This is a genomic window from Candidatus Paceibacterota bacterium (assembly GCA_030583745.1).
Lineage (GTDB): Bacteria > Patescibacteriota > Minisyncoccia > Phycocordibacterales > BOKC01 > BOKC01.
This window is the reverse complement of the sequence record CP129473.1, coordinates 386,855-400,014: the sequence shown is the minus strand read 5'-3', so window position 1 is coordinate 400,014 and position 13,160 is coordinate 386,855. Positions and strand designations below refer to the sequence as shown.

Below are 13,160 nucleotides of genomic sequence, written 5' to 3'. Positions count from 1 at the left end.
AATGGAAAAGAATTATATAAAAGAAATAAAAGACATCTTTCGAAACCACGACCCCGTTGATCTTATAAGAACTGGTGCACCTAATGATGAATATGATCCACTGGTTGAAAAATTTATCATACCATTGTTAAACAAGGAAGATGATAAATATGAACTTGGAGAAAAACTATATACAGTCTTTGTAGATCAGTTTGATGAAAATATAGCTGGGGATAGCAAGAAATATTATAAAATCGCAGAATCAATTTTAAAGTTATCGTGAGTAACAATAGGAGCTCTTAACTTTTCACCTAGGCGGCACCAGTGTTGTCACCAACTCAAACGGTGGATTAGCAGAGGTTACTGACTACTATCCGTATGGTAAGATAAAACTAGACGAACAAGCCAGCACTTTCAAAACGTCAAAGAAATACACCGGCCACACCTACGATGAAGATACCGACCTTAATTACATGAACGCCCGTTATCAAGATGGGAAGGTTGGGAGATTTATCTCACAAGATCCCATGTTCCATGATGTCGGAAAGGATTTGAGTAAATACGACAGAACTCTGGAACAACTACTGATAAATCCTCAAGAGCTAAACTCCTACAGTTATGTGGCCAACAATCCTCTAAAGTATGTTGATCCGACGGGGGAAGGTTTAGTTTTAGCCGCTATTATCGGGCTTTTGACTCCCAATGTTGCTTACGCTCCAACCAGCGATAATTTTGAAAATCCCGGACTGGAAGCCGCTATCCTGGTCGGCTCAATCGTCGCTCCGGGTGGAGGCGCTTCTAAGGGGGTGAATAAGGCGGTAGGAGCGGCGGTGAATAAAGTGGATGATGTTGGAGAAACGCTTCTATTTAGGGCGATGAAAGAGGGTCCCGACGGACTTCCGATGGTAGAAAATTCCGCGAGAGGGTTAGGGGTAAGATTAGGAAGGGATATTCCTATAGATGCAAAAGGTTTTGTTCATTCCGCAGATGGGGGAATGTCGGTTAGTCCTAATAGTCCCTATAATCTACAAATACATAGACGCACACCAGAATTTGGAGGCACAGGAAAAGATCCAGTATGGTGCATAAAATGCTCTAATTTACCGAGCGGTCTTAAATATGTTCCAGATAGTTCTACTCACGGCACTATACAACCTTCTAACAGTATGTCTAAAAGCAAGCTTGATAAACTAATGCAATCTACCCAAGAATTCTGGAAAAAGCTTTAATTTATGAAAAAGAAAGAAGAATTGATAAATGGTATAGAGGAAGCTCTCAAGGCAGAAATGGACCCTGATCTTAAAATGCGCGAACTTTTCATTAAGATTCTCAAGGAAGGGTATGATCGGAAACAATTAGAGAGCGATGTGACAGAGTATATGCTTTTTCTACGGAAAGAAGGCAGAGAGAAAGATGAAGATTGGGTATTAGAGGCCTTAGATTATCTCACAGGTTTTTGTTCTCCCCACATGAAAATTTAACAAATTTCTTTTTAATTTATTATTTCGCTAATCCACCAGTAGAGGTGGATTAACAGAGGTTACGGACTACTACCCGTATGGTAAGATAAAGTTAGACGAGACGACAGGTACATTTAAAGAAAGAAGAAAATTCACCGGGCACTTCTATGACGAAGCTACTGATTTGAACTACATGGTGGCGAGGTATCAGGATGGTAAGACCGCTAGGTTCTTGAGTCAGGACCCAGTCTTTCTTGCGGTAGGTAATCCTGGGGAAATAAAGAACAAAACCAACCTTGAACTAGAGCAATACCTTTCTGATCCGCAACTGCATAATTCGTACAGTTATGCTAGGGGGAATCCGATCAAACATGTGGACCCGGGAGGGGAGTTTATTCAACTAGCCCCCGCTCTCATCGCCATCTCTTCGTTCATCGCCTCAAATGTTCATCTGGTGCCGATACTGGTTGATAATTACCAGACTGCCCTTAACTTCGCGCCCGGCTCCAGTGATGCTATTGCAATTCAAGAAGCACGCACTGGTCAAGATGTATTTACTGGTGAAGGATTGAGTTGGGGTGAGCGAGCTTTGGCTGGAGTTTCTGTTATTCCTGGAGTATTTGGTGCGTTGGGGGATGCTTTTAGAAGCACTAATATGGTGGGTCGTTCCTTAATGAAAGGTGTAGAGAATGAAAGCATCCTTAACCTTATAAGAGATAATTATAGAGCAGGATCGAAAATAGGGGATGGTAGCACGGCAGACGCAATAAGACATACCGCAAAGACAGGCGACCCGGTTGGGGGTTCCACCCATATTGAAAAGGCGCGTAATACCCTAAATAGAATTGATAATATATTTGATAAACATGGATCTAGTTTGAATTCTCAAGAGAGGAATGTTCTAAACAGAATTTCCAAAGATCTTAAGGATGCACTTAGTAAGATAAAAAAATAAATGTTTACTAAGAGAGATTTAACAGACCACATAGTCAAAAAATCTGATGGGTTCAGAGGATATTTAGAGTTTATGGAATTTGTTTGGGAGAAAGAAGATGTCTACACAATTCTTGCAGAGCTTTCCAGATACATTTTAAAACTTTATAAAGAAAAAAAGGAAGAAGAACTAAAAACAATATTTAAACTGATAGATAACATATTTAAAGATGGCGATAGATATGTCAAAGAAGCAATTACAATAGGATTATTAGAAACCTTGCAAAATAATATTTCTTGGGAAAAAGACGCTAATCCTGAGGAATTTTTGATTTATTTATCAGACAATCTTAAAAATGAGTGGAATAATGTAATTAATTTTTGGAATAATGATTAAAAAGCCTTTAGTTTAAACTACAATTTCTGTTGCTAAGGAAATTGTGACAGTGCTATTTTCTATAACACCACCTAGGCGGCACCAGTGTCGTTACCAACTCAAACGGTGGATTAGCAGAGGTTACGGACTACTAAAATAAGTAAATACGCCAATAATTTCTATGATAGGGTTATTGAATAACTCTTATGTAAAAACCTTGTTGTTAAGGTGTTTTTTTGCTAATATGGATGTCATATATGAACCAGGACAGTATTTTTTTTGATTACGAGGGAGACAATTGGTTTACTAGAAATAAAGACAAAATTACCAAAAAGCGTTCTGTTTCTAGTGAAGATCAAGTGTTAAAGATGCTTGGGGAATACAGTATTAAGCCTAGACGAATTTTGGAAGTTGGATGCAGTAACGGTTGGAGGTTGAATAATTTACAAAAAAAATACAAAGCAGAATGTGTGGGGGTAGAACCTTCTGCTGAAGCTGTTCGCGATGGTAAGAAGCGTTATCCAAAATTAAAATTACAACGAGCTTTGGCATCAAAAATGCCGATCGAAGGTTCTTTTGATTTGGTGATTGTCTCTTTCGTTTTTCATTGGATAGCTCGAGATGGACTTTTAAAATCTGTATCAGAAATTGATAGATTAGTAAAAAACGAGGGCTTCCTAATTATCAGTGATTTTTCACCGGATGTGCCAACACGAGTTCTTTACCATCATTTGCCGGAAAAGAACGTATATACTTACAAACTAGATTATCCTAAAATTTTTACTTCCACTGCTATATATACTCCAGTTGGACGTTTTACTTTCAGTCAAGATTACGATAAGCTAGACGCTAAAGTTGACTCCTCTGGCAGGGGGGCTTGTACTTTACTAAGAAAATCATTAAAAAGCTTTTCGGCTGGAGTTTAATTAATATACTTTGGAAATCATAAGTTTATCCATATAAAATATGAAAAAAAACGATTTTTTGAAAAACAAAACTTTGCTTATTACCGGAGGGACTGGTTCTTTTGGTAAAAATTTTGCCAGACATCTTCTAGAAAATCATTCCTTGAAGAAGCTCATTGTTTTTAGCCGAGATGAATTAAAACAGTCAGTAATGGCTGAGGAATTTAAAGATGACCGTGTGCGTTTTTTTCTGGGTGACATAAGAGATTTATCAAGGTTGCAAAGGGCTTTTCATGGCGTAGATATTATTGTCCACGCTGCCGCTTTAAAACAAGTTCCGACCTTGGAATACAATCCAATTGAAGCAGTAAAGACGAATGTATTGGGAACACAAAATGTAATTGAAGCCGCTGTAGATCAAGGTGTTTCTAAAGTGCTTTTGGTTTCAACAGATAAAGCTGCTCAGCCGGTAAATCTGTATGGTTCTACAAAATTGTGTGCCGAGAAACTTTTTATTGCAAGCAATGTCTACGCTGGTGAATATACAAAGTTTAGCTGTGTGAGATACGGTAATGTTATCGGCAGTCGCGGTAGTATCATAGAAATTCTTTTGAAGAATAAAAATAAAGAAAGCATTTGTCTTACAGATGAGAGAATGACCAGGTTTTGGTTAAGGCTGGAAGAATCCTTCCAGTTGGTTTTATTTGCTCTGAAACAGATGGAAGGCGGTGAGATATTTATACCTAAAAAAGTTCCCAGCATGTCGATAAAAGATATTTTTGAAACCATCGCTCCAAATCTTAAAAAAGAGGTGAGTGGTATTAGACCTGGAGAAAAAATTCATGAGGTTCTACTAACTGCGGAAGAAGCCAGACATTCGCTTGAACTTGATAGCTATTTTGTAATATTGCCAGAACATAAATACATTAATTCTTTGAGGTTTAAAAAACATAAGACTAAGGGCAAGAAAATTCCGGCAGATTTTTCCTTTACCAGCGATACTAATACTTTACAAATGAGCCGTAACGATTTGCTTAAGATAGCAAAAGAGCTAGAAAAACAAATGCTTTAAATTAAATTTACAGGTTTTCGGGTTTTTTTAATCTTACTCCGCGATGATTTTTTAGGCAAAAATACAAATTTTAAATTATATGATTCCTTACGGAAAACAATGTTTAGACAAAAGTGATATTGATGCAGTAGTTAAAGCTTTAAAATCTCCTTTTTTAACGCAGGGGCCAAAAGTTTTGGAGTTTGAAAATGCCTTAGCAAAATATTGTGGGTCCAAATACGCGATAGCTGTATCAAACGGTACGGCTGCATTACATCTCGCATACCTTGTCGCTGGTCTAAAGGAAGGGGACGAAGTTATAACAACACCTAATACTTTTGTGGCAACTTCAAATATGTTGCTTGCAGTTGGCGCCAAACCTGTCTTTTGTGACATTCGTCTTGATACTTATAATATTGATGAAACAAAAATAGAGGGTCTTATTAATAAAAAAACCAAAGCGATTGTTCCCGTTCATTTTGCTGGGGGAGCTTGTGAAATGGATACAATTTTAAAAATTGCCAAAAAGTATAAATTGAAAGTTATCGAAGACGGATGTCATGCTCTCGGTTCCGTTTATAAGAAAAAACCAATTGGTGGGATAGGGGATATGACCGTCATGAGTTTTCATGCTGTGAAAGCCATAACAACAGGTGAAGGAGGGGCTATTCTAACAAATAGTAAAAAATCATATGACCGACTTTTGTCATTACGAAGTCACGGAATCCATAAGGATAAAAAAGGTTTTAATGTTATGACAGAAATGGGGTATAACTACCGTATAACTGATATTCAGTGCGCACTAGGGTTGTCTCAATTAGAACGTCTCCCTTATTTTGTTGAAAAGAGAAGAGTGATTGTAAAAAAGTATGAGAAATTAATCGGAGGCATTAAAGAAATAATTTTACCAATTGAGTCAGAAAATGTCTTATCTGGTTGGCATGTTTATGTTATTAGAACTGTAAAAGAAAAAGATCGTTTTCCTCTTTATAATTTTTTGAAAGAAAAAGGTATTGGAGTAAATTTCCATTATCCGGCAGTTTACTCCCATCCTTATTATAGAAAAAATGGCTATGCAAAAACAAAATTAAAAAATACTGATTTATATCATAAGACAGCTATCACTCTACCCATTCACCCTTTGTTGTCTGACAAGGATATCAATTTTATAGCAAAAACATTGAAAGACTTTTTCAAAAAAGATTAGATATTTCTTTAAAAAATGATTCAACGATACCTAAACAGTTCTACAACAGTAAGGTTTATCTCGGAGCTACTACGTCGATTTTGGTTTCTTATCATACCGATTTTTTTAGTAACTTTTTTGGGAGCGCTTTTTGAAAGCTTTGGCATTACAATCTTGATTCCTTTTCTTTCTTCGTTAAGTGGTGTCCCTTACGAGGCTCCAAATAAGGTAATTGCTTTTTTTTATGGATTAATCTCGCGACTACAAGTAGATCAAAGTCCGCAAGTTTTATTGCTTTTAATATTTTTCTTTTTTGTAGCCAGAGCTTCCATGCTCTGGGTGGCGTCTTTTCTGCAAAACTTTTTAAGCTATAAACTCTCCATATTACTTAGACAGAACTTTCTGCTGAATGCCTACAATGCCAATTGGCTGTTTTTAATAAAACAGAAGTTCGGTCATGTTCAATACATTATGTCTCGAGATATTCCCCAGGTGATTGATTTTCTATCGCGCGGGATAGGTTTGCTTCACAGTTCCTTGCTCCTGGTTGTTTATATAGTGTTTGCTTTTATGATCTCTCCTTTAATGACTGCTGTGGCATTAGGTAGCGGTTTGGTATTTATGTTACTTTTGCGTTTTGTACTAGTCGCTATTCGTCGCTATTCAAGAAAGATTATAGAGATTGAAAAAGACTTTGTCCATTATATGTACCAACTCATGACCGGGATTAAGATGATTAAAACCGGAATTTCCAGGGTGTTTGTACAGAGACAAAGCGATAAATTTGCAACTGATTTTACCGATGCTAGTTTGCGTTTCTCGGCTCTTTATCCTTTAGGTACAATTTTTTTCCAACCGCTGGCAGTTTTAATAATTTTTATCACATTCTTTTTTTCTTACGGGAAGCCAGAGTTTAATTTTGCTGTATTCGCAGTCCTTTTATACCTAATCTATAGAGTTGTATCTCAAATCCAATCGATTCAAAGTGTTCTCCAGTCTCTTGTAAGTTACGTACCTCATGTAAGTAATTTCGCTGAATTTCACTACGCTCTTTTGAATTCCAAAGAGGAAATTTCTCAAGGAGGCAAACCTTTTGTTTTTAAGAACGATCTTAAGTTTTCAAATGTTGCTTTTTCTTACGATAATCGCGAACCTGTTTTTAAAGATATTAGCTTTACTGTTCGCAAGGGCGCGTCGGTTGGAATTATTGGTTCTTCTGGTGCAGGTAAAACCACTCTAGCTGATCTTTTGTTGCGCTTGTTTAATCCTGGTTCCGGTAAAATTCTGCTTGATGGGGTAGAAGCAAACGAATTTGATCTTGACGAATGGCGACGCAATATCGGATATGTATCACAAGATCCCTTTTTGCTACACGACACTATTAGAAGCAATATAAAGTTGTATGACGAAAGTATAAGCGACGAGCGTGTTATTGAAGCATTAGAAAAGTCCTATATAAGAGATCTAATAAGAGAACTTCCTCAAGGTTTGGACACTTTGGTCGGTGATCGTGGCATGATGTTGTCTGTCGGACAGCGCCAAAGGCTTATTTTGGCGCGTGTCTTTGCTCGCAATCCCCAACTTCTTATCCTTGACGAAGCAACTAGTGCTCTTGATAATGAGTCAGAATTAGCAGTACGTAGAGCCATTGATAATCTCCGTGGGGAAACCACTCTTTTTATAATTGCTCATCGCTTGTCAACGATTATGAATGTTGATCATCTTTTAGTTTTGGACAAAGGTCGGATTATTGAGGAGGGGAAACCGGGGGATTTGCTTTCTAGAACAGATTCTTTTTTTTATAAGATGTATCATGCAGGAGACAAAAAATAATACAAAAATTCTAATAATCGGGTTTGGATCGATTGGGCAGAGGCATTACAGGAATCTTGTTTCTCTTGGTTATAAAAACATTACTGTTTTTGATACAGATGTAAAAAAGATCAAATATCAGAAATTAAAGATAAAAATCCTGGATAAGAAAACTTTGGGTAACTTTGATATTGCATTTATTTGCAACCCAAATCATAAACATGTTGAAGCTTCTATTAAATGCGCTGAAGCCGGACTTCATCTTTTTATTGAAAAACCCCTTTCTCATGATTTGAAGGGCGTAACTAAACTGGAAAAACTTTTAAAAAGTAAAAAACTTATAGATATGGTTGCCTGCAATATGCGTTTTCATCCAGCCTTTTTGGTAATCAAAAAATATATTGATAGTGGAAAACTTGGTAAGATTTATAGCGTAGACCACGAGTTCGGATATTATCTTCCATATTGGCGGCCGGGAACTGATTACAGAAAAAACTATGCCGCGAAAAATAAAATGGGCGGAGGGATAGTTTTAGACGATATTCACGAATTTGATCTTCTGTTTTGGATCAATAATTTTTCGCCAGTAAAAAAACACTTAATTATTAAGGAACACAGTGGTAGTTTGAAAATTGAAACAGAAGATATCGCTAAGGGAATTTTTCAGTTTAAAAACGGTTTATCTGGTTCAGTGTCTTGTGATTATTTGTCTAAAAAATATCATAGAATTTGTCGGGTTGTCGGAGAAAAAGGTAATTTATCTTGGGATTGGAATGAGAATATTGTCTGGCTTGAAAATGAGAAGAGTGTAAAGAAAATTTTTGGAGAAAAAGAATACGATAAAAACGAGATGTATATTGAAGAAGTTAAATATTTTTTGAAATCAGTAAAGGAAAAAAAGAAAACTTTTAACGATGTTACCCAAGCTAAAGAAATTTTAAAATACCTGATATGAAAACTCTCTGTATTGTTCAAGCTAGAATTAGCTCGACTCGTTTACCAGGCAAAATCTTGAAAGAAATAAACAGAAAGCCGATGCTTTGGTATGTTTTGGAACGCCTTAAAAAATCCGAAAAAATTGACAAAATTGTTTTAGCAACGAGTGATCACGAAGATGATAACGAGGTTATAGAGTTTTGTCGCGGGAACAATCAAAATTATTTTCGCGGATCTTTGAACGACGTTTTAAAGCGTTTTGCCGATTGCGCTAGAGAGTATCCAGAGTTTGACACAATTGTTCGCGTTACCGGCGATTGCCCGCTTATTGATCCAGAAGTTGTAGACGAAGTAGTTTCAGCTTTTAAAAAAGAAAAAGCAGACTACGCAAGTAATGCTCTTAAGGAAACTTACCCAGACGGTATTGATGTAGAAGTCTTCACTAGAAAATCTTTGCTTGAATCAGATGAAGAAGCCAAGCTTGGATCTGAAAGGGAACATGTAACTTTGTATATCCGTAATAATCCAAAGTACAAAAAGGTAAATATAGAAAACGATCAAGATCTTTCAAAATTCCGTTTGACCGTCGACAACCCCGAAGATTTTGAAGTAATTAAGTTTTTGATTGAAAATTATGGATATGAGCTTGAATTTAAGGAATACTGCGACTTGCTTCTTGAAAATCCAGAGGTGATGGCAAAGAATGCTAAAATTGTGCGAAATGAAGGTTTGTTAAAATCACTAAAAGAGGACAAAAAATAAAGGGTGCCCGGTTAAGGACACCCCTTTTCACTTATGGTCGGGAGATTATGCCGGCAATTCGGCGCTAATGTCTCCCTTTGCGACGTAACGGATGATCCGTTCAATTTCGCTCCCCACCCTCTCCTCCCAGTCGTAGAGCTCAATATCGTTCAGATCAGAGACAACAGTAAACCAGACACTCGGCGGGAGGTGTTTAACCGCCGTTCTTGCGACCCGGGGAACATGGTAAGTGCTTGTCACCAAAACAATGCGCGAAAGCGCATACGACTCCAAGTCGGCTTTCAAAGCCTGAAATTGAGTTTTGGTATTCGCCTCACCTTTCCGACCACAGTCTTGGAGTCGGATGATCTGAGGCGGAATATCGGCTTGAACGGCAAGCTCCACCATATTTTCAAGCTCTTCTGACTCTCCGTTTAGAAAAACCACAGGAAGACCTGAACCTGTTGCTCCAATCTGACTCACGAGTCGAGCAACGTGACCAGTTCTTGAAACATCCTCGGCACACTTTTTGCCTGCGCCGATCAGGTTCACGATTGCTTGTACGTTGTCTGGTAACTCGTATGCCTTCCTCATACGCAAAGTTTCGAACTCTCGCCTAAGACTCTTTCGCAAGACTTGTTCGGATATCAGGGGACACCTCCTAGATCAAGATTTCAGGTAAATGAGACGACGAAGAACAACAGACTTAATCATAAGTCAAAATCATTTTTTTGTCAAATTTATTTCTTGGTTTTTTAAATTTCAATAAGCAAAGAAGTTTTGTATAATATCTAATACTTTAGCTTAGAAATTAGATAAAAAAATGAAACTCAAATTAAAGAAAAGTAGCGAATTATTCAAAAGGGTGGAGAAAGTTATTCCTCTCGCTTCGCAAACTTTCAGTAAAAGCCACCTTCAATTTATCAAAGGTCAAGCACCGCTTTTTGCTACTCATGCTAAAGGCGCAAAAATTTGGGATGTGGACGGAAATGAGTATGTAGATATGATAAACGCTCTTTTGCCGGTGGTTTTAGGTTATCAGTATCCGGCGGTGGACAATGCAATTAAAGCCCAACTAAAAAAAGGAATCATTCTTTCCTTACCTTCTCCTTTGGAATATGAATTGGCCGAGCTTTTAATAAAACATATACCTTGCGCCGAAATGGTGCGATTCGGAAAAAATGGATCGGATGCCACGACCGGAGCGATAAGGGTTGCCCGTGCTTATACAGGGCGGGATTATGTTGCGGTATGCGGATACCACGGCTGGCATGATTGGTATATTGGTTCAACTACTCGTGATTTGGGTGTGCCGAAAGCCACAAAAAATCTAACACTTAAGTTCTATTACAACGACATAGATTCTCTTAAAGCGCTTTTCAGAAAATATCCCGGCAAGATTGCGGCAGTCATAATGGAGCCGATGAATTATGTGGAGCCGGAAAAGGGTTTTTTGGAAGAGGTAAAAAAAGTGGCTCATAAAAATGGCGCACTTTTGATTTTTGACGAGGTTATTTGTGGATTCAGGTTTTCTTTAGGTGGAGCACAAAAATATTTTAATGTAACTCCGGATTTAGCTTGTTTCGGTAAATCAATGGCAAACGGTATGCCGATTTCGGCTTTGGTAGGGAAAAGAGAATATATGCAAACAGTTGACAAAATTTTTTACTCTTTTACTCAGGGTGGGGAAGCCCTTTCAATCGCTGCAGCAATTGCCACTATAAAAGAAATGGAAAAGAAAAAAGTTATTCCATATATTTGGAAACTCGGAAAACATCTTCAAGATAATACCAATGAGCTTCTTGTAAAGCACGGTCTTTCTGAATTTATTCAAGTTAAAGGCAAGCCCTGTTGGAATTTATTTATGATAAAAGATAGTTATGAATATTCGGCTATAGAAATAAAAACCTATCTTCAGCAAGAAATTCTTAAAGCTGGCTTTCTCTGGTATGGCCAGCATAATATGAGTTTCTCACACACAAAACCTCAAATGGAAAAACTATTAAAAACTTATGATAGGACTTTTGCTGAACTTAAAACTCTCATAGAAAATAAAACTCTGGAGAAAAGAATTGAGGGCGGGCTTATTACCGATATTTTTAAAGTACGTTAGTTTTTATGAAAAAAGTAATTGTTATTTTAAGTGCAGGTATAAAAAAGGAAGACGGGAAATGGGTGAGTACAGGATATTTTACTAACGAGGATTTTGATCTTGCCCCAGGCGGTACTCTGAGAATAAAAGCGACATACGAACTATATATTAAAAATCCGGAAGCACTAATTTTTATTCCGGGAGGCCGAGGCCGAGGTGTAAAAAACGACGAAATAAACAGACCCGATCTTTGTGATTTGATTGCTCTTGAATTGGAGACGCTAGGAGTCCCTAAGGAAAAAATTATAAAAGAGCGTAGGTCTAATGACACCGTAGAACAATTGTTTGCTATTAAATACTTTATAGAAAAGTATCATTATACAGATGTTTTCGTTGTTACTAATGAATACCAGGCCTCTAGAGTGAAGGGATTTATAGAACATTTTACGGAATTACAAAAATTAAGTGACTTAGTTTATATTGAATCTGCTGAGAATGTTTTACTTGCAAGCGATTATGAAAAATGGATAATTGAGATTGAAAAATTTAAAAGCAATCCTAATATGAAAGTTTGGCAAGAGAGAGAAAAAAAGGGGTTGGAAGATTTGTCTAAAGGTCAATATAAAAAAAACATGCTCAGCTTTAATGACTCTCAAGGTGTAAGATTTATTGGAAACGGCCACCCGGTTTTTATCGTGGCTGAGATATCAGGTAATCACAACCAAGACATAAACAATGCTTTTAGAATAATGGATGCCGCCGCCGCTTCAGGTTCGGATGCGGTCAAACTTCAAACCTATACTCCGGATACGATTACCATTGATTCAAATAAGGATTATTTTAAAATTAAAGGAGGACCTTGGGATGGAAAAAATTTATATGAGCTGTACGGCGAAGCCTATACACCGTGGGATTGGCATCCGAAGCTTAAAGAATATGCTGAGAAATTAGGTTTAGTGTTTTTTTCCTCGCCCTTCGATAATACATCCGTAGATTTTTTAGAGGAGTTGAATGTTCCAATTTATAAAATTGCTTCATTTGAAGTCGTTGATATTCCACTTCTTAAAAAGGTAGGTAGTACAAAAAAGCCTGTGATTATGTCAAGCGGTATGGCTTCGAGCGAAGAAATTAAGCTGGCTTTGGAAACCTTAAAAAAGGCAGGAACTCCTCATGTCGCAGTTTTGCACTGTATAAGCTCTTACCCGACGAAACCGGAAGATATGAATCTGTCAACTATTCCTGACCTGCAAAAAAGATATAATGTAGTAACGGGTCTCTCTGATCACTCTTTAAGTAGCATGGCATCAGAGATGGCGGTTTCTCTAGGGGCAAAGATAATTGAAAAACATCTTACCCTTAGAAGATCAGATGGAGGTCCAGATGCCGGTTTTTCACTTGAGCCTGAAGAATTCAAAAATTTAGTGTCTTCAATTCGCCAAGCGGAAAAAGCTCTGGGATCGGTTTTAGACGGTCCCGGCACGGCGGAGGTAGGATCAGTAATATTTAGAAAATCTTTATTTGCGGTTCAAGACATAAAGAAAGGGGAAAAGTTGACCAAAGAAAATGTGCGATCCATAAGACCGGGACATGGCTTGCCTCCAAAATTTTATGATGAGATTTTGAATAAAAAAGCAAAGACAGATATTGAAAAAGGAACACCCTTAAGTTGGGATTTAACAGATTAAGATA

At 37.4% G+C, this 13,160-nt stretch carries 13 protein-coding genes and 3 pseudogenes; 15 read left to right on the top strand and 1 reads right to left on the bottom strand.

Annotated elements, in window-relative coordinates; genetic code table 11:
• The first annotated feature begins 1 nt into the window (after window position 1).
• From QY304_02115 to QY304_02060, 12 genes and pseudogenes are all read left to right on the top strand, one after another.
• Window positions 2–262: a hypothetical protein gene (locus QY304_02115; protein WKZ26178.1), complete on the top strand. Its 261-nt coding sequence runs from the start codon at window positions 2–4 to the stop codon at window positions 260–262.
• Window positions 263–359: 97 nt separating this feature from the next.
• Window positions 360–1,208: pseudogene (locus tag QY304_02110) on the top strand (RHS repeat-associated core domain-containing protein).
• A 3-nt stretch (window positions 1,209–1,211) separates the two neighbouring features.
• Window positions 1,212–1,460, top strand: a complete 249-nt coding sequence (locus tag QY304_02105) for a hypothetical protein (GenBank protein WKZ26177.1) — start codon at window positions 1,212–1,214, stop codon at window positions 1,458–1,460.
• Between the two features lie 79 nt (window positions 1,461–1,539).
• A pseudogene (locus tag QY304_02100) lies at window positions 1,540–1,815 on the top strand (RHS repeat-associated core domain-containing protein).
• Complete coding sequence (locus QY304_02095; protein ID WKZ26819.1) at window positions 1,813–2,394, top strand: pre-toxin TG domain-containing protein; 582 nt, start codon at window positions 1,813–1,815, stop codon at window positions 2,392–2,394. Before QY304_02100 ends, QY304_02095 begins: the two are co-directional and overlap by 3 nt.
• Complete coding sequence (locus QY304_02090; protein WKZ26176.1) at window positions 2,395–2,769, top strand: hypothetical protein; 375 nt, start codon at window positions 2,395–2,397, stop codon at window positions 2,767–2,769.
• Window positions 2,770–3,005: 236 nt separating this feature from the next.
• Complete coding sequence (locus tag QY304_02085; GenBank protein ID WKZ26175.1) at window positions 3,006–3,674, top strand: class I SAM-dependent methyltransferase; 669 nt, start codon at window positions 3,006–3,008, stop codon at window positions 3,672–3,674.
• A 40-nt stretch (window positions 3,675–3,714) separates the two neighbouring features.
• Entirely contained in the window at window positions 3,715–4,725 is a 1,011-nt protein-coding gene (gene pseB, locus QY304_02080; protein WKZ26174.1) for a UDP-N-acetylglucosamine 4,6-dehydratase (inverting), read from the top strand.
• 79 nt (window positions 4,726–4,804) lie between these two features.
• Window positions 4,805–5,911, top strand: a complete 1,107-nt coding sequence (gene pseC / locus QY304_02075; GenBank protein ID WKZ26173.1) for a UDP-4-amino-4,6-dideoxy-N-acetyl-beta-L-altrosamine transaminase — start codon at window positions 4,805–4,807, stop codon at window positions 5,909–5,911.
• Between the two features lie 15 nt (window positions 5,912–5,926).
• Window positions 5,927–7,723 carry an ABC transporter ATP-binding protein gene (locus tag QY304_02070; protein ID WKZ26172.1) on the top strand — a complete coding sequence of 599 codons (1,797 nt, stop codon included), beginning with the start codon at window positions 5,927–5,929 and terminating at the stop codon, window positions 7,721–7,723.
• Window positions 7,704–8,657, top strand: coding sequence for a Gfo/Idh/MocA family oxidoreductase (locus QY304_02065; protein ID WKZ26171.1), 954 nt, complete (start codon window positions 7,704–7,706; stop codon window positions 8,655–8,657). The genes QY304_02070 and QY304_02065 overlap by 20 nt, the downstream gene beginning before the upstream one ends.
• Complete coding sequence (locus tag QY304_02060; protein ID WKZ26170.1) at window positions 8,654–9,400, top strand: glycosyltransferase family protein; 747 nt, start codon at window positions 8,654–8,656, stop codon at window positions 9,398–9,400. The genes QY304_02065 and QY304_02060 overlap by 4 nt, the downstream gene beginning before the upstream one ends.
• A gap of 45 nt (window positions 9,401–9,445) precedes the next feature.
• On the opposite strand, the gene QY304_02055 is transcribed toward QY304_02060, so the two are convergent.
• Window positions 9,446–9,973 carry an ElyC/SanA/YdcF family protein gene (locus tag QY304_02055; protein ID WKZ26169.1) on the bottom strand — a complete coding sequence of 176 codons (528 nt, stop codon included), beginning with the start codon at window positions 9,971–9,973 and terminating at the stop codon, window positions 9,446–9,448.
• A 229-nt stretch (window positions 9,974–10,202) separates the two neighbouring features.
• Here QY304_02055 and QY304_02050 point away from each other — a divergent pair, with 229 nt between their 5' ends.
• The 3 genes and pseudogenes from QY304_02050 (at window position 10,203) to pseI (ending at window position 13,156) form a co-directional block, all read left to right on the top strand.
• Complete coding sequence (locus QY304_02050) at window positions 10,203–11,492, top strand: aminotransferase class III-fold pyridoxal phosphate-dependent enzyme (GenBank protein WKZ26168.1); 1,290 nt, start codon at window positions 10,203–10,205, stop codon at window positions 11,490–11,492.
• A gap of 5 nt (window positions 11,493–11,497) precedes the next feature.
• A pseudogene (locus QY304_02045) lies at window positions 11,498–11,908 on the top strand (YdcF family protein).
• A 195-nt stretch (window positions 11,909–12,103) separates the two neighbouring features.
• Window positions 12,104–13,156: a pseudaminic acid synthase gene (pseI, locus tag QY304_02040; GenBank protein WKZ26818.1), complete on the top strand. Its 1,053-nt coding sequence runs from the start codon at window positions 12,104–12,106 to the stop codon at window positions 13,154–13,156.
• Window positions 13,157–13,160 lie beyond the last annotated feature (4 nt).